This is a genomic window from Phenylobacterium sp. LjRoot225 (assembly GCF_964252855.1).
GTDB lineage: Bacteria > Pseudomonadota > Alphaproteobacteria > Caulobacterales > Caulobacteraceae > Phenylobacterium.
Genome location: NZ_CAXUPL020000007.1, coordinates 82,624 through 98,223 on the forward strand (window position 1 = coordinate 82,624; position 15,600 = coordinate 98,223).

Consider the following 15,600-nt stretch of genomic DNA (forward strand, 5'->3'; position numbering starts at 1 on the left):
AACGTACGCATCTGGACTCACCCTCACCTGCGGAGCTCGGGCGGGCCAGGCGCATCCTCGGCCCCGTAATAGTCCGGAGGTAGTCGTCCGGAATTTCAACCATTGAGGGCGTGGGGCACATTCCGCTGCCTGGAATGCAGGACCGCGGACGGCCCGTTCGTCCCAATCATCCAATATCGTAAGTATTTTGGGCGCTAAAGTCCGATTATACTCAAAGGTCTATTGAATGAAATTCGCGCTTCTCCTTGCGACCGCCGTCCTCGGCGTGGCGGCAACCCAAACCGCCTCGGCGGCGACAGAGACGTCTAGCATCGCCGCCAGCGCCAGCGTGTCCACCGTCTGCGCCATGAACTCCGCTCCGCTGGCGTTCGGCGAAGTGGCGCCTAGCGGGGCCACTGCGGGATCAGCCATGGTCAGCGTGACCTGTACCGACGGCGGCGGCTATACCGTGGGCCTGGGCGACGGCCTGCACAGTGTAGCGGCCCAGCGCAATCTGGTAAGCGGCAGCAACGCCCTGGCCTACGACCTCTACAAGGAGAGCGGTCGCACCATCCGCTGGGGCGACGCAGGCGCCGGCCTAGTTTCCGGCGCCGGAACAGCGGTCGAGCAAAGCCTGACGGTCTACGGACAGGTGAAGGCCGGTCAAACCCTCCTCTCCGGCAATGGCGCGCCCTACACGGACACAATTATGGTCACCCTCACCTATTGAGGCGGACGACACCGAAGGAGACCTTGATGCGACATAAGCCTGTCCTGGCGGCGCTGGTGGCAGGGCAACTCGAAGTGAATCCCCGATGATGTTTGGGCAGGCCATAGCTGTAGGCGCTCGCCAGACGAAATTGCGCGCCAATAACGCTAAAGTTGTTAATCGACACATTCCCTCAAAGCGCCAGTTTCTTCGGCATCTCGTTAATACCGCAGGCAATTTCAATCGCGCGACAATTGATCACGCGACCCTTCCGTCTAAGTATCTCCGAAACGCGGCATCGAAAAAGATATGGGATGTCAGCGCTTGGGTTTCGCAACGATTCCGAAAACTCACAGAATCTGGCGCATCCCCGCCCTGCGCCGATTTAGCGCACCTTCAAAGTCTTGCGTCTGCCCGCGATATCTACCCACAAGCTGAGCCATGCCTAATGTAGCTTCCGACGCCCGGGCGGCCGACGACCTGGATCGTGCGCTTGGCAACGCCATTCGCCTGCGCCGGCGTTCGATGAACCTGACGCAAGGAGAGCTGGCCAGCGCTTGCGGAATCTCGTTCCAGCAGGTGCAAAAGTACGAGAACGGCGCCAACCGCGTCTCCTTCTCTCGCTTGGTGCAGATCGCTCAGGCGCTCGAATGCCGGGTAGCCGACCTGACCGGCGCGCTGGAACAACCCGAGGTGGCGCCTGCGGATTTCGAGTTCCTGAAGCTGATGATCCTGCCCGGCGCCGTCGACCTATTGAAGCGCTATGAGGCGATGACGCCGGAGGCGCGGCGGCTGCTCGTCGACCTCCTGCAAAGCACAAAGACGGAACCGGCTAAGGCGTCAGCCGCTGCCATCTTCGCTTAGGCGCGGTTCCCGTTACCCCGAAGGCGCGTCCGAAGGGTGGACGACGCGGCTGTACTCGCGTCGGCTAGCCGACAATACTCGAGGGATGGAGCGGGTCACGAACTACCTCGCACGAGCCGAAAACGCTGAGCGCTTGGCCCAGGCGGCTATAGGCGAGCAGGAGCACGAAGCACTGCTACAGGTCGCTGCCGAATGGCGGAACCTCGCGCGCCAAGCTGAAGAGCTGGCGAGGCATGAGAGCCGCTCAAAAAGTCCTTAGATTGGGGTCCGGCCGATGTCCCCGACGGGGCGATATGTCGGCAGCATGCACCCAATGTCGCCGAATGCCTGTGCGCCAGACGGGAAGAAGATCGGCTGACCTGCCATTGAGCTCGCAAACAGCGGCGCTTCCTGCTCGGAATAGCTGCCAACGGCGCGGGCTCCGTACTCACATTATCCGCCACCGTGCTCGCAATCATCTACCCGTGCTCGCGAACAGACGGCCGTGCTCACATTGCTCGCCAATGACGGAATTACCCGGATTCATAGCGGAACGCTGGTCAGCGAACTCGCGCGCGCAGTTGGCGGCGGTGCGCGAACATCGCCGCCGGCGGGTGGCTGATCGGCTGGAGTCGCGCACCGTCGCAAGCTTCACGCCAGAAATCGGCCCCCACGTTCATGTTTTGTCGGCTTATGCGACAAAAACGGGCCGTTCGTTAGTTCTGGTGACCCAGGTAGAATGCGTACTCGCCTGTGTCAGCAATCCGACGTAAGCTCCAGTATCGTCGGTAAAGACCTTTGGGCTCCGGCGACTGAGGGCCGCGTTCAGTCAGCTCCCGCCTCTTCCGGACCGGGTGCGCCATGCCGACATTCAGCTTGTTCATTCACAGCGCCGATTCCTCAACGCCTTTACTCATGATGGAAGTCGCGAGCGACGTAGGGCGATTGACGGCGCTGGCCGAGAGGGCTCTCGCAGAGTCCGCCCATCGCCTCGCCGTCGACGTTCGCCAGGAAGACCGACTGGTGTTCAGCTTGGATCGAAACGGTGTGATTTGGCCAACGGCGCTGATCGTCGTCTCGTAGCAGGGCGCGATATGCCGAAGTCCGTGACCACCTGCTGCACTTGGGCGCTGCGCGACGCAACCTAAGGTAACACTGCTCGTTCAGATGAAGCGGAGCGGCTCGATCGCACCCCCACAGTCGAGCTGTCTCATAGCCCACTGGGAATTTCCTCCCCAGTGGGCCCTTTGAATTGGGGCCCTGGACGCAGATCGACAGGCCCATTTCAGCCGTAGCCGTTCATATTGGAAGGAGATGCTCTTATGCTTGCGGCGTCGCCCAAGATCCTCCTGATCGTGGAGGATCAGATCCTGCTGGCGATGGGGCTCAAAGACGAGCTTGAAGACGGCGGCTATCGCGTCCTCGAACTGGCCGTGCGGCACGAGGAGGCGCTGAGCTTTGCGCGCGAGGTCAAGCCGGACTTGGCCCTGGTGAACATCGACCTCGCCAATGGCGATGATGGCGTTGCGCTCGCGCGCGATCTGAAGGCGTTCGGCGTCCCCGTGTTGTTCATCAGCGGGCAAGCGGATCGAGCGAGGCTGGAAAGGGCGGTGGCGATCGCTTCGTTCGCCAAGCCGTACAGCGCCCCGGACATGCTCAAGGCGGTCGACTACCTCTTCCGTCATGTGCATGGCGACGAGTCGCGGCCGGGACCCTCGCGCTTGGAGGTGTTCGACAACGTCTCCTCGGCCGACCTATCCGCTCCAGGTTGACCAGAGCCAAGGGGACGCCAGAGGCTTCTCGCATCACCTCGACTAGCTACCTTTGTTCTCGAATCCCGTCGAACGGGTAGTGTTTTGGAACGCGCCAATTGAGGACAGTTTTGAGAAACGAAGCGGGCCTGACGCGCGGCTCCGGACAGCAGGGACAGGGGGAGAAGCCGCCAGCCCCGCCCGTTGGCAGCCAATCCGAGCACGATCAGTCGCTGGCGAGCAGAGCCCGATGATGGCGCCCACAGGTCTCCCCCGTCTTTCACCCCGTAAACGGTCGAACCACCACCTCGACGCGCCGATTGCGGGCGCGGCCCTCCTCCAGGTCGTTGGAGGCGATCGGTTGGGCCTCCCCCCGACCGGCGACGAACAGGCGATCGCGCAGGACACCCTGGCTCACGAGGTGGCTGGCCACGGAGGCCGCCCGGCGCTCGGATAGCGCCCGATTGTAGTCGTCCGCCCCCGTGGAGTCGGCGTGACCGACGATGTCGATGGTCGTCTGGGGATATTGCCTGAGGGTATTTGCAACTGCGTCCAGCGGCGGGTGAAAGCGGCTTTGGATGTCCGCCTTGTCGACGCCGAAGGTGACGTCCGACGGCATGTTGAGCACGATGTTGTCGCCATGGCGCTGCACGTCCACGCCTGAGCCTGCGAGCTGCGCGCGAAGCTGCGCTTGCTGCCGATCCATATAGGTTCCGACCGCTCCGCCCGCGAGCGCCCCCACGCCGGCGCCGATAAGCGCATTCTTGCGGCCCTGCTCGCCATTGTTGGTATTGGTCAGGTACCCAAGCAGGGCCCCGCCCGCAGCGCCGGCCAACACCCCCGATCGGGTGTTACTGCGCACCACCTGACCCGTGTGGGGGTCTGTCGTCGTGCAGGCGGCGGCGAACTGCGCGCCAACCGCGGCGACCGCAACGCTCCAGCGGAATCGAAACATTGAACCTCCCTGATAAGCCGCAGGTCCTCCGACCTGCGCCATGGCCACCGCACGACGGCCTCGCTGCCACTAGGGTTGCCCCTCAGCGCTTTGTCTCCACCCGCGCCTTACCGACTCCGGCTTCAGACCGGCTCACGGTCGACGCTCTCGCCGAGAAGCGTTTGCATGATCTCCACACGAGCCGATCATGGCCGCCGGTCCGCACGTGGCGCCAACTGAACACGGCCTGCGCTGTTCGGGGCGGATCGCCTCAAACGACAACATCCGTCGGAGGCGGAGGCCATGCGAGTGCAGACTCGGTCGGTCGTGAGTCGGACATGCGGTGCGAAAAATAGGTGTTCAGCATGCTCCTTGTCGCATTGGCGGACAAAGCACGAACGCAGCGGTCGCTATCTGGCTCGAAGCTCGCGGCAGTACGCCACCCCAGCCGACCATCACGATCCCGTCTCCACCGTCGGGATAGCCGACATGCCGACGCGCAATGGCCACCGAAGCACTCTGCAGCAGGCGATCGATTCGGCGCGCTCGACGTGCAATTCGCCTCAGAATTTATGTAAACTTGTACCGGATACCACGCGCATCAGAGAAAGTTGGCGGCTATCTGTAAGATACATTCGAGCGAAGTTTGCTCGGCGAAAAGATTGTTTCGCGAAACTTATTTCGATGTGACTTGCCGCGTTTCGAAAACGACAACGAGAAAATATTCCAGGTAGGCGGAACGTCTGGGTTGTGTTGCACGTTTTACGCGTGTTGGATGGGCATGCGTCTTTCGACGCACTCACGTCCCGATGGGCGGCTCCATGATAAAAGTGTCTCTGCTGACGGCCGCCTTGCTGGCGGCTGGCCAAAGTGCGTTCGCACAGCCGTCGATCGACGCTGGAGCTCAGATCCAGCAGATTCCACCGGCTCCAACGGCGCCGAAGCCCATCCCGGACATTCGTGTCCAGCGCGGCCAGACCCCGACAGCGCCGGGACCTTCAGACATGCGGATCCTCGTCCAGTCGCTGCATGTGACAGGCGAGACCCGCTTTACCGAGGCGGAGTTGATCGCGGCGGCGCAATTCCGGCCGGGAACCGAGCTTGACCTAGCCGGCCTGCGGGCCATGGCGACCCGGATATCGGATTTCTACAACCGCCACGGCTATTTCGTCGCCCAGGCCTATCTGCCCGCCCAGAACATCGAAAACGGCGTCGTGACGATCGCCGTCGTCGAGGGCCATTACGGCAAGGTCGCGCTCAACAACCAGACGAATGTCTCCGACCGCCTAGCTTGGAGCGTGCTGGGCGGCCTGGACAGCGGCGACCTGGTGACCACGGCGCCGCTCGAGCGACGGCTGCTGCTGCTGTCCGACCTGCCTGGTCTCAGGGTGAGGTCCACCCTCTCCCCCGGCGAGGCGGTGGGAACGTCCGACCTGTCGGTCGATCTCACACCTGGACGGCGGGTGACCGGCAGTCTGGAAGCCGACAATGCCGGCAACCGCTACACCGGCGCCTACCGTGGCGGCGGCACTCTGAATTTCAACGAGCCGACCGGGCATGGCGACGTGGCGAGCCTGCGCTTCCTGTCGGCTGGCGAGGGGCTGAACTATTTGCGCGGCGCCTATCAGGCGCGGATCCAAAACGCCACGGTCGGCGTGGCCTACGCGCATCTCTGGTATGAGCTCGGTAAAGAGTTCGCGCCGCTCGATGCGCGCGGGACGCTGGGGATCGCCAGCCTCTATGCAAGCTATCCGCTGATCCGCTCCTATGACAACAACCTCTATCTCCTGGGCGATTTCGCCGCCAAGACCTTCAAGGACAGGGTCCGAGCCACCGGCTCGGTGACCAGCAAAACGGCCCAGGTGATGACCGTCGGACTGGCGGGCGATCACCACGACCGGCTGTGGGGCGGCGGCTGGACCTCCTATTCGATCTACGGAGGTTTCGGTGACCTCAACATCAAAACCCCCGTGGTGCGGGCCGCCGACGCGCTGACCGCGCGAACCCACGGCTCCTACCGGAAGGTCTCATTCGAGGTCGCACGGCTACAGGAGCTGGGCGGACCGCTGTCGCTCTATGGCCAGGCCCGCGGCCAGCTGGCGTCGAAGAACCTCGACTCCTCGGAGAAGATGGAGCTGGGCGGCGCCTACGGCGTGCGGGCCTACCCCGAAGGCGAGGCCTATGGCGACCAGGGCTACCTCCTGAGCGCGGAGGCCCGGTGGCGCCTTGCCGGCCTCTCGGCGCGGTCGCGCGGCCAGCTCAGCGCGATCGCCTTCATCGACCACGGCTCCGTGACCCTGAACAAGTCGCCTTGGATCGCGGGCGACAACCACCGGAACCTGAGCGGCGCCGGGCTGGGCCTGACCTGGGCGGACCGCCACAACCTCCTGGTCAAGGTCTCCTACGCCTTCAAGCTGGGCGATGAGCGCGCCACCTCCGCGCCGGACCGATCCGGCCGGATCTGGGTCCAGATCTCGAAATTCTTCGGATGACCGCGTCAGCACGCCCCGCTGGCCAAAGGATCGCCCCTATGGACGCCACCTTCCGCTCAACTGGTTCCGCCCGCAGGCGCGTGGCCGTCGGCCTGCGGGCCTGGCTCTGGGCCTCGTCCGCCCTGGCGGGCTCGCTGGCGGCGGTGATGGCGTCGAGCGCCTACGCGCTCCCGACGGCAGGCGTGGTGGCTGCGGGAGACGCCACAATCTCGGCTGCACCCGGCAGCCTGACGATCAATCAGTCGACCCAGAACGCGGCGATCAACTGGCAGGGCTTCAGCATCGGACAGGGCGAGGCGGTGCAGTTCGTCCAGCCGAGCTCGAACTCTGTGGCGCTGAATCGCGTGCTGGGCTCCGATCCCTCCACCATCCTCGGCCGGCTTTCGGCCAACGGCCAGGTGTTCCTGGTCAATCCCAACGGCATGCTATTCGGATCCGGCGCGCAGGTGAATGTCGGCGGCCTTGTGGCCTCGACACTGGCGATCAAAGACGCTGACTTCATGTCCGGCCAGTACCGGTTCTCCGGGGCTGGCGCCGGCTCGATCGTCAACCAGGGCTCCATCGTCGCGGACGGGGGCTCGGTCGCGCTTCTGGGCGCCCATGTCAGCAATCAGGGCGTGATCTCGGCCCGGCTCGGCGCGGTGTCGCTGGCGGCGGGAAACGCCATGACCCTGGACGTGGCGGGTGACGGCCTGCTGAACGTGACGGTGAGCGAAGGCGCCCTGAACGCCCTGGCGGAGAATGGCGGGCTGATCCGCGCCGACGGCGGTCGGGTGCTGATGACTGCGCGCTCAGCGGGCGATCTGCTGCGCACGGCGGTGAACAACACCGGCCTGATAGAGGCCCGCAGCATCGAGAACCGCAATGGGACCATCATGTTGATGGGCGATATGCGAAGCGGTACGGTGAACGTGGGCGGCGTGCTGGACGCGAGCGCGCCCTCCGGCGGGAACGGCGGCTTCATCGAAACTTCAGCCGCGACCGTGAACGTCGCGCCTGGGGCGAAGATCACCACCACGGCCCCGATGGGGCTCACCGGCACATGGCTGATCGATCCCTTCGACTTCACCATCGAGGCCGGCGGCAACATCTCCGGAGCGGACCTCTCGCTCCTGCTGGTCACCAACAGCGTCATCATCAGTACGGCGACCGGGCTCGACACCGTGGTCGCGGGAACGCCGCCCGAGAGCAATCTTCATACGGCCAGCCCTGGCGACGGCGACATCAACGTGAACGAACCGGTCAGCTGGACGGCGTCCTCAAGCACGACGACCCTCACCCTGAACGCCGAGCGGGACGTGAACGTGAACGCGGCCGTCACGGCGGTTAATGGCAACCTCGTCGTCTGCTGTGGGCGCGACGCCAACTTGAACGCGACCGTGACCACCACCAACGGCAGCATTCTGGTGAGCGCCGGACGCAATGTGACGCTGGATGCGGCCGCGGCCATGACCACGACCGACGGCAACGTCACCATCTGCGCCGGAAACGACCTCAATCTGCTGGGCGCCATGACCCAGACCCGAGGCGCTAGCCTGGCGGCGCAAAGCCTCGGCCTTACCACCGGCATGTTGCTTGTGGCCGGCTATGACGGCTCCGGACCCGGCGTCGCCGGCGGCACGCTGACCTTCGGAACTTCACCGGTCACCGTCACCGGGCCTAACGCACCCGTGACCATCCAATACAATCCGCCCTCGTACGCGGCGCCAACCGACTATCTGCCCGACTTCACCCTGGTCGACGCCACGCTCACCCAGCAGATGCTGGTGTTCCCGACCGGTGACAAGGTCGCCGACGGGTCCACCGCGACGTCCCTCGCCGGCTTCAACAGCACGGTAGCCAGCGGCCTGCCCACCGGGGTGACCCTGATCGCCGGCGGCGGCAGCAGTGCGACCTTCGATCAGGCGACGACAGGATCGAACATCGGGATCACCTATAGCGGCTATACGCTGGGGGGCCCGGATGCGGCCCAATATGCCCTCGCGGTTAGCTGCTGCCTCCCGACGACGTACAGGACCGCCGGGACGATCAGCGCGCCCACACCGACGCCCACTCCTACACCCACGCCGACCCCGACCCCGACACCAACGCCGACCCCGACCCCGACACCAACGCCCACTCCGACCCCCACCCCCACGCCGACACCAACCCCGACGCCCACGCCAACTCCGACTCCGCCCCCCACGCCGACCCCGACCCCGACGCCCACGCCGACGCCGACGCCGACACCAACCCCGACGCCGACGCCAACTCCGCCCCCAACACCCACGCCAACGCCAACGCCCACCGAGACGGCTCCCGTGGTGACACCTCCGAGCCCGCAAATTGCGCCGCTGGTGGTCGGGCTGAAATTCGCCATTCTCGAGGGCGGGGTGAGAATGCCGGTCTACCAGGTGGTGGAGACGCAGCGGAGCCAACCGACCCCGATGGTCATGGCGCAAAGGCCGGCGTCCTTGCCCTATGTGGCGCCGATCCACCCGCCGAAGCAGGACCGTAACTGAGCCCGGACCAGTGTGGAGCGATTGGCATGCGCCAGCGCGTGAGGACGGCAGTTACAGGCTTGGCTACTTGTCTGGCCGTGCTGTCGGCCGGCCTAATTCCGACGACGGCCGCGGCGACCGAAAATCAGGCTGACCTTCGGCCTGACCGCGCGTCAAAGGACGCACGCCAAGTCGCCGACTGGGTGATCGTCACTGGCGACAACAAAGGCCTGCCGTTCGTCATCGTCGACAAGTTGAAGGCCGAGGTCTTCGTCTTCTACCGCGATGGCCGTCTTCGTGGGGCCGCGCCCGTGCTGCTTGGCCTGGCTCGCGGCGACAACACGGTTCCCGGAATCGGCGAGCGCAAGCTGTCGTCCATACGTCCCGAAGAGCGCACCACGCCCGCCGGTCGGTTCGTATCGGCGCTAGGCGTTGGGCTTGGCAAAAAGGACCTTGTGTGGATCGACTATGGCGCAGCGATCTCCTTGCATCGGGTCGTCACCAGCAACCCGAGGGAGCGTCGCTTGCAGCGCCTGGCGACCGCCTCGCCGCTGGACAACCGGATATCCTACGGCTGCATAAATGTGCCGGCCTCCTTCTATGATGCGGTCATACGGCCGTCCTTCACCGGGACAAACGGGATTGTCTACGTCCTGCCGGAGGTCCGCTCGATCCACGATGTTTTCCTGGCCCATGCCGAGGAGCCGGCGCCCTGACGGCGCGCCAGAACACGGAGCGGAGTAGGATGGAGCTCATCTGCTATCTGCATCCAGGCTGGCGCCCGCTCATCCGTCCGGCCAGCGCCAGACGGGGCTGGATGGACGACACGCCGGAATCTTTCGCGTATCGCTGCCTGCCGCTCAGCATCGCCAACGCCCACGGTTGGGAGGTCGCCACCCCCGTCGCGGTGGAAGCCTGGTGGGATGGAGGCGCGGGGACCGACGCCGTGAACATCCAGGTTGAGGGCGATGCGGACGCGGTCACGGCTCCTGCCTCGATATTCGGCCAGGGAGTGCTCAGCTTCCATATCGCGGGCCTGTTTCGTACGCCTCCGGGCTGGAATCTCTGGGTGGGCGGGCCCCCGAACCAGCCGAAGGACGGGATAGGCGCCCTGTCAGGCGTGATTGAGACCGACTGGTCACCGTTCACCTTCACCATGAACTGGCGCTTCACACGACCACATCACCGGGTGCGCTTCGAGGCGAACGAGGCGATCGCCTTCCTGTTTCCGGTGGAGCGCGCCGCTCTGGAATCCTTCCAACCGCGTTTCGCGCCGCTGGAGTCCGAGCCAGACCTGCAGGCGTCGTTCTACGACTGGAGCCGCTCTCGCGAGGCCTTCCACCACGAAATGGCGCGAAACCCGCCGCAGAAGCCTGCCGACAAGTGGCAGAAGCACTACTACCGCGGCGTGGATTCCGCCGGCCGAAGCTATATCGACGACCATTGCACCAAACTGCACACCAAATCCTTCACGTCCTACGCCTTGGGCACGAGCGCGGGGCTTCCGGGCATGACAGGCTGTCCGATCGCGCACATCCCAGCCTCAGCCGAGGAGCCGCGTCCCGCCAATCTGCCCGCGCTGACCGGAGCGGGGGAGATCCAGACCGCCGTCCTCGAGGAGCTAAGAGAGAGTCTGATCTCCGCCGTGGCGGCAATCGACGCGCTTCGCACTCGTCCGAGCTAGGCCCACGTGCCGAGACCGCGAGGCTCAACGACCTCGCCAGGACCGACCCCAGTCGAGTGAACGCAATCTGTCACGCGACCAAGGGCGTCGCGGATCTCATGGAGGGCGGCCAGGACAGACGCCGCGGGCTGCAGGGGCGATCGCCAGGTCCTCCGCCTGTGATCATCCCGGCAGCGCCAGCGCGGCGGCTTTGCAGAGTTAGCGGGCAGTGATCGCGGTAGGGACGCTCACCGCGCCTTCGATGCCGGGTTTGAAATCGGAGCCAAGCCGATCGACGTCAACATCGTCGAAGCCGTCCTCTCGCGTCAGATAGACGATCTCGAACCCCCGCTGACGCGCAACGGCTATGACATCAGCAGGCTGGCCGAGCAGTTCGACGCCAAGCCGGCCGAGATCCGTCAGCTCCTCCGAGGCGAGCTCGATCCGGGTCGAGCCCGGGAGCTGATGGACGAAATGCGCGCCGCCGGCCTGCCGACCTGATCCGTCTCAAATATCGTGCGGCGAACCAGTATGATTGCGCGTCCGTCTCATGGAGCGTGCGTTCAGTCTCAAGGAGCGTGCGCCCGCCGCGCACTACGGTCTCAGCTAACGTGCGTTGGAAATGGGCCATGATTGCGCGTCGAAGCGATCATCATTGCGCGCCGTTACAGATAGGGCGTGGCTCGCAAAGCGCGGTGACGATGGATGAGGGGCGGATCCCGCAGCTCTCACCACTCAGATGGGACCAACCTGGGTGACTACGTCTAGTAGGACGCCCTCGTGCTCGACGCTGCCGGGTGCATGCCGCTGAGATTGCCGGCCGCCCAATCCCTCGCAAGCCCTACCGTTGTCTGTGTCCCAACAATGCACTGGCGCCGGGTCGTCCGCAATTGCGAAGGCCTTCGCCCATGTTCAGGCGGGTCCAGCCACCTTCCGGAGTGCGTTTAGCCAGCACGGTATGACCAGCGCGAACAGGACAATCTGAGCTGACAGGTTGAGGGCCGTGCTCAGTACGTTGAAAGCGATCCCGCCCGCGGCGCTGAGATGACCCGGCGCCAGCAGCAGCGCCACGGCGGCTGCGCCCGCGACGAAGCACAAAGCGGCAGCTTTCAGAAGTTTGCGCGCGACGTTGGCCGCAGCTGTGAAGGGTGCGCTCGAGCGATGGCGAAGTGGCCACGCGAAGGCCAGGGCGCTCGATGCAAATGCCGTCAGGAAGGCTAGATCCGGGCCTTGCTTGATGTCGATGAGAGCCGCCGCCGACATGCGCGACACGTACCCGAAGATGGCTGCACCCCAGCATGTGAGGCCCCAATCAAACCAGGTGTAAGAATCCGGCCTCCGCGCTGCGTTTCGAGCCGCCAGCACGCGACGCGCACAGCGTTGGAGTTTTGCGCGAAGTTCATCGACGTAGTTGCGGCGCACGAAGTTGCGATCCCTGGTTGCGCCGGCACACTGTAGCTAGACCGTGGCCGGATCAAGAGCGCGCGTGGTCGCCTGCGGTTCCGCCGAGGCGCAGTCGGTTCGCCCTCGGCGCCAAGCCGAAGGCGGGCGGTGTGGCGCTCCCGGAGGTCTCTTCTCTCTCGGCCGGGCATCGGTTTAGCATCGCTCGGCGCGCCACTCAGGCGCGAGGGAGGGCACGATGAGATTGGTTCTGGCCGCGAGCCTCGCAGCGCTCACATTCGGCGCCGCGACGCCACAGAAGGCCCCGCCAGCTGAGAAACCCATCCGCGTGGCGATGATGTGCACGAAGACCGGCGAACAGGTCAGCGGCATGAACAAGATCTGCTTCTACGACTGTGCAGGCTCCGCCGCTGCGATCACGATTGGCGCAGTTCAGCTCTGCCCGTTGTCGATCAACCGATAGGGAAAATCATGGCGGCGGGGCGGAGGTCTTCATGGCCCGTCGGTGCGCCGTCGGGTTGAACCCGCCCGTAGGGATCCTTTTGCTCCGTACAACACGCCTCCGGTTCAGGCCGGGGGCGTTTCGCGTCCTACTGAAGCACCTTGCGATCGCCCTGACGAACCCGTCGATTCAGGAGTTCGGCCGTATGCTCGGCGTCTTCGATCGACAACCCTTGCTGGGGCGCCATCGCAATCACAGCGATCTCGCCTGTCCAGACATCGAAGACGGTGAAGCCGCCTCGGTCGGGGCGCGTGATGTATCGATCCATGGCGCGACAATGCCGCGTCGGAAACGACTCGCCAAGCGCCTTTTGTTCTGTTTCTGTTCTCGTCATGAAGCCCTGCAACGACAACCGGCCGAAGTCCGAGGCCAGTCGCCTACTGCCGCTCCTTGGTCTGGTCCGCTCGGACGGCACGGTGACGGTTCGCTTGGCGGATCTGCTGGCCGTCGTCGCCCAACTTCGCCCTAGGCCTGTCTTCCCGAACGACCCGCGGGAGGCCTGAGATGGTCGCACGGACCTACTATGGGCTCGGGCCCCGGGACGCCGCGGTCCGCGCGTTCGAAGGCCTGACACCCTATGCGGCCGAACTGCTGGCGTTGCAGTCGGAGTGCCGGCCGCTGGGTCCGGACTACATGGCCGTCGGCATCGCGCTCGATGGCCTCCAGACCGCCGCCTATCACTTCACCCGCCGCCGCGACTTCTATCACGAGCTTGAGGCCAGCCGGCCTCCGTACCGGGAAGGCAACAGCCGTCTCAGCGACCGCACCGAAGCGATCGCCGCGTTCAAGGCCCTCACGCCTTACGTCCACCTGCTGAGCAAGCTGCAGCTCCAGTGCCGGCCCTTCGGGCAGGACTACTGCGCCTTGGATATCGCCAAGCAGAGCCTGGAGACCGCCGCCTTTCATTTCACGCGCGAGGAGAGGTTCTATGCCGCGCGCAACGACTCGGTCGGCCCGATTCGCCCCGCACACTGAGCGCGGGAACCTCGGTGTCGCGACCGGACTCTGTCCGAAGGACGGAAGGAGGTTCCTTGATGTGACCGACACCGCGTTGAACTTCCTCGCATATCGGGATTTGCGAGAGGGCGCTGAGGCTGCCGAACGCCTGATATTGCGCTTGCGGGAGAAAGCGTTCGCGTTGCTGCCACCCGACACGGAGCAATCCAAGGAAGCGTTTGCGGACATCATCGGCGAGTTGGAGACAGCTCCGGAAATCACGGAGCTTCGATGTGCGCTAGGCCGTACAGAGTCCCTATCGCCCGCGCTGAGGATTGGGCGGTAACTCGGCCTGATGGGCGCGGTGGACCTGCTGAATCGGAAGGTCGGGCAAGGCTCCGTTTTAGTCGCATCCGCCGGCGTGAAGAAGGCTGCGGCTCAGAAAGCCGAGTGGCGGTCGCCGCTGTATCTTTGGCGCGTAGACGAGCTGCCGATCGCCAAGGCGTAGTGTCACTTGTTGCAGAGAGGCTTAGCTTCGAGCGCGCGGTTCGGGGTAGCGGTCCGCCTCCAGGGAAGTTCGATCCAGTTCTGCTTTAGCCTGTCTGGCTCGAAGCCCTTCGCGCAGACAGCAGAGGCCCGCTCCGCCGAATCCCAGCACGAAGATGAGGAAGAAAAGCGCCGTGAAGCTCGCCTTGAGGCAGGCGATGATGAACGCGACGGCGGCGCCGAGACCCACAGCCGCGAAAATTAGGCCGAGGAGCAGGTTAAAGAAAACTTCGCTACCGCCTCGTGTCCGGTTCGTCAGGTTCGTGAACGCGTAGCCGTCGAAGACGCCATCCGACGCAAGGATGCCGACGACGCGCAGCCTGTCACCATGGTGAATAACGGGCGTCTGGCTCGGCATTAGCCGGAACGGCTGGTCATCCAGCAACCCCGCGAGATGAAGGAAGCTGTTCTGGTTTGTCGTCTCGCTGAACTGCGCCAGGCCCGAAACCTTGCCTTCTTTCGTCTGCATCGCCGTCCCCCAATCCGCGCAACTTAGCCGTGGGTGGTGCCTATGCAACACGTTGGAGTTCATGGTGGGGGAAGCCTCCCCCTGAGCCGGAGCCGCGTTCCGCGTCTCCGTCTACCCCCTCAAGCGGGGGAAGACCCCCCAGGCTGTGCAGAAACTCATCGCCGGCCAACGGCTAGCGATCATGACGGCCGGGATGCCAGGCGCGCATTCCGGACATTGCGTCTGTGTCGTGCTAGGCCGCGACATGGCTGTACGGAAGCGCTCGACCCTACTTCTGGATCTAGACGGGACGCTCGTGGACCCCGCGCCCGGGATCATTGGCAGCTGCCAATATGCGCTGGAGGAGCTTGGCGCGCCGGTGCCGGATGACGCGGACCTCCGTTGGGTCATTGGTCCGCCATTGCGTGCCTCGTTCTCGAAGCTGCTCGGCGAACACGGAGACCCTGAAGCCGCGCTCCAACTTTATCGAAAACGATATTCGGCGAGCGGGCTGTACGATGCGGCGCCCTACCCGAGAATACTGGCGGTGCTGGAAAGCAAGGTGCAATCTGGAACCAGGCTCATCCTGTGCACCGCCAAGCCCAAGCTGTTCGCCCAGCGCGTCGTCGATCACTTCGGCTTCTCACCGCTGCTCAGCGGCGTCTACGGCCCGGAACTAGATGGTCGGTTCGATGACAAGGGTGACCTCATCGAACACCTGCTGGAGCGCGAGGCGCTGTCTCCGGATCAGGTTTGTATGGTGGGAGACCGCGAGCACGATGTGCGCGCGGCCATGCGACACGGAATCCCAACCGTCGGTGTCCTTTGGGGTTACGGAACCGAGGCGGAACTCGCCGCTGCTGGCGCCGCACTGACCATTCGAGAACCGTGCGAGCTTCTCCAGTAGGCTCACAGA

Annotated in this window: 15 protein-coding genes; 11 read left to right on the forward strand and 4 right to left on the reverse strand. The window is 64.6% G+C overall.

Annotated features, from left to right (window positions below):
- Positions 1–226 precede the first annotated feature (226 nt).
- The 3 genes from ACSQ2B_RS25685 to ACSQ2B_RS25695 all read left to right on the forward strand — a co-directional run bounded on the left by ACSQ2B_RS25685 (position 227) and on the right by ACSQ2B_RS25695 (position 3,303).
- Positions 227–709 carry a Csu type fimbrial protein gene (locus ACSQ2B_RS25685; protein ID WP_436054252.1) on the forward strand — a complete coding sequence of 161 codons (483 nt, stop codon included), beginning with the start codon at positions 227–229 and terminating at the stop codon, positions 707–709.
- 420 nt (positions 710–1,129) lie between these two features.
- Positions 1,130–1,552 (forward strand): helix-turn-helix domain-containing protein, encoded by a 423-nt coding sequence (locus ACSQ2B_RS25690; RefSeq protein ID WP_436054253.1) that lies wholly within the window; start codon positions 1,130–1,132, stop codon positions 1,550–1,552.
- A 1,301-nt stretch (positions 1,553–2,853) separates the two neighbouring features.
- Positions 2,854–3,303 carry a response regulator gene (locus ACSQ2B_RS25695; protein WP_436054254.1) on the forward strand — a complete coding sequence of 150 codons (450 nt, stop codon included), beginning with the start codon at positions 2,854–2,856 and terminating at the stop codon, positions 3,301–3,303.
- Between the two features lie 259 nt (positions 3,304–3,562).
- Here ACSQ2B_RS25695 and ACSQ2B_RS25700 read toward each other — a convergent pair whose 3' ends face one another.
- Positions 3,563–4,237: an OmpA family protein gene (locus tag ACSQ2B_RS25700; protein WP_436054255.1), complete on the reverse strand. Its 675-nt coding sequence runs from the start codon at positions 4,235–4,237 to the stop codon at positions 3,563–3,565.
- Between the two features lie 983 nt (positions 4,238–5,220).
- Here ACSQ2B_RS25700 and ACSQ2B_RS25705 point away from each other — a divergent pair.
- From ACSQ2B_RS25705 to ACSQ2B_RS25720, 4 genes are read left to right on the forward strand one after another with little or no spacing between them, the layout of a single operon-like run.
- Positions 5,221–6,708 carry a ShlB/FhaC/HecB family hemolysin secretion/activation protein gene (locus ACSQ2B_RS25705; protein ID WP_436054256.1) on the forward strand — a complete coding sequence of 496 codons (1,488 nt, stop codon included), beginning with the start codon at positions 5,221–5,223 and terminating at the stop codon, positions 6,706–6,708.
- A gap of 38 nt (positions 6,709–6,746) precedes the next feature.
- On the forward strand, positions 6,747–9,209 hold the full coding sequence (locus ACSQ2B_RS25710) for a two-partner secretion domain-containing protein (protein WP_436054257.1): 2,463 nt from the start codon (positions 6,747–6,749) through the stop codon (positions 9,207–9,209).
- Between the two features lie 26 nt (positions 9,210–9,235).
- Positions 9,236–9,904, forward strand: coding sequence for a L,D-transpeptidase (locus ACSQ2B_RS25715; RefSeq protein WP_436054258.1), 669 nt, complete (start codon positions 9,236–9,238; stop codon positions 9,902–9,904).
- A gap of 29 nt (positions 9,905–9,933) precedes the next feature.
- Positions 9,934–10,872, forward strand: coding sequence for a DUF6065 family protein (locus ACSQ2B_RS25720; protein ID WP_436054259.1), 939 nt, complete (start codon positions 9,934–9,936; stop codon positions 10,870–10,872).
- 891 nt (positions 10,873–11,763) lie between these two features.
- On the opposite strand, the gene ACSQ2B_RS25725 is transcribed toward ACSQ2B_RS25720, so the two are convergent.
- Positions 11,764–12,273: a hypothetical protein gene (locus ACSQ2B_RS25725; protein ID WP_436054260.1), complete on the reverse strand. Its 510-nt coding sequence runs from the start codon at positions 12,271–12,273 to the stop codon at positions 11,764–11,766.
- A gap of 217 nt (positions 12,274–12,490) precedes the next feature.
- Between ACSQ2B_RS25725 and ACSQ2B_RS25730 the strand changes: the two genes are divergently transcribed.
- Positions 12,491–12,715 carry a hypothetical protein gene (locus tag ACSQ2B_RS25730; RefSeq protein ID WP_436054261.1) on the forward strand — a complete coding sequence of 75 codons (225 nt, stop codon included), beginning with the start codon at positions 12,491–12,493 and terminating at the stop codon, positions 12,713–12,715.
- A gap of 127 nt (positions 12,716–12,842) precedes the next feature.
- On the opposite strand, the gene ACSQ2B_RS25735 is transcribed toward ACSQ2B_RS25730, so the two are convergent.
- Positions 12,843–13,088 (reverse strand): hypothetical protein, encoded by a 246-nt coding sequence (locus ACSQ2B_RS25735; protein WP_436054262.1) that lies wholly within the window; start codon positions 13,086–13,088, stop codon positions 12,843–12,845.
- Between the two features lie 170 nt (positions 13,089–13,258).
- Here ACSQ2B_RS25735 and ACSQ2B_RS25740 point away from each other — a divergent pair, with 170 nt between their 5' ends.
- Both ACSQ2B_RS25740 and ACSQ2B_RS25745 read left to right on the forward strand, forming a co-directional pair.
- Positions 13,259–13,729: a hypothetical protein gene (locus tag ACSQ2B_RS25740; protein ID WP_436054263.1), complete on the forward strand. Its 471-nt coding sequence runs from the start codon at positions 13,259–13,261 to the stop codon at positions 13,727–13,729.
- A gap of 316 nt (positions 13,730–14,045) precedes the next feature.
- Positions 14,046–14,198 carry a DUF4113 domain-containing protein gene (locus ACSQ2B_RS25745; protein ID WP_436054264.1) on the forward strand — a complete coding sequence of 51 codons (153 nt, stop codon included), beginning with the start codon at positions 14,046–14,048 and terminating at the stop codon, positions 14,196–14,198.
- A gap of 21 nt (positions 14,199–14,219) precedes the next feature.
- On the opposite strand, the gene ACSQ2B_RS25750 is transcribed toward ACSQ2B_RS25745, so the two are convergent.
- On the reverse strand, positions 14,220–14,705 hold the full coding sequence (locus ACSQ2B_RS25750) for a hypothetical protein (RefSeq protein WP_436054265.1): 486 nt from the start codon (positions 14,703–14,705) through the stop codon (positions 14,220–14,222).
- Positions 14,706–14,850: 145 nt separating this feature from the next.
- On the opposite strand from ACSQ2B_RS25750, the gene ACSQ2B_RS25755 reads away from it, so the two are divergent.
- On the forward strand, positions 14,851–15,591 hold the full coding sequence (locus tag ACSQ2B_RS25755) for an HAD hydrolase-like protein (RefSeq protein ID WP_436054266.1): 741 nt from the start codon (positions 14,851–14,853) through the stop codon (positions 15,589–15,591).
- Positions 15,592–15,600 lie beyond the last annotated feature (9 nt).

Bases quoted from the DNA above. Each gene is read 5' to 3' on its own strand.
- ACSQ2B_RS25685 (WP_436054252.1), top strand. From the start codon at position 227: ATGAAATTCGCGCTTCTCCTTGCGACCGCCGTCCTCGGCGTGGCGGCA.
- ACSQ2B_RS25690 (WP_436054253.1), top strand. From the start codon at position 1,130: ATGCCTAATGTAGCTTCCGACGCCCGGGCGGCCGACGACCTGGATCGT.
- ACSQ2B_RS25695 (WP_436054254.1), top strand. From the start codon at position 2,854: ATGCTTGCGGCGTCGCCCAAGATCCTCCTGATCGTGGAGGATCAGATC.
- ACSQ2B_RS25700 (WP_436054255.1), bottom strand. From the start codon at position 4,237: ATGTTTCGATTCCGCTGGAGCGTTGCGGTCGCCGCGGTTGGCGCGCAG.
- ACSQ2B_RS25705 (WP_436054256.1), top strand. From the start codon at position 5,221: ATGCGGATCCTCGTCCAGTCGCTGCATGTGACAGGCGAGACCCGCTTT.
- ACSQ2B_RS25710 (WP_436054257.1), top strand. From the start codon at position 6,747: ATGGACGCCACCTTCCGCTCAACTGGTTCCGCCCGCAGGCGCGTGGCC.
- ACSQ2B_RS25715 (WP_436054258.1), top strand. From the start codon at position 9,236: ATGCGCCAGCGCGTGAGGACGGCAGTTACAGGCTTGGCTACTTGTCTG.
- ACSQ2B_RS25720 (WP_436054259.1), top strand. From the start codon at position 9,934: ATGGAGCTCATCTGCTATCTGCATCCAGGCTGGCGCCCGCTCATCCGT.
- ACSQ2B_RS25730 (WP_436054261.1), top strand. From the start codon at position 12,491: ATGAGATTGGTTCTGGCCGCGAGCCTCGCAGCGCTCACATTCGGCGCC.
- ACSQ2B_RS25735 (WP_436054262.1), bottom strand. From the start codon at position 13,088: ATGACGAGAACAGAAACAGAACAAAAGGCGCTTGGCGAGTCGTTTCCG.
- ACSQ2B_RS25740 (WP_436054263.1), top strand. From the start codon at position 13,259: ATGGTCGCACGGACCTACTATGGGCTCGGGCCCCGGGACGCCGCGGTC.
- ACSQ2B_RS25745 (WP_436054264.1), top strand. From the start codon at position 14,046: ATGGGCGCGGTGGACCTGCTGAATCGGAAGGTCGGGCAAGGCTCCGTT.
- ACSQ2B_RS25750 (WP_436054265.1), bottom strand. From the start codon at position 14,705: ATGCAGACGAAAGAAGGCAAGGTTTCGGGCCTGGCGCAGTTCAGCGAG.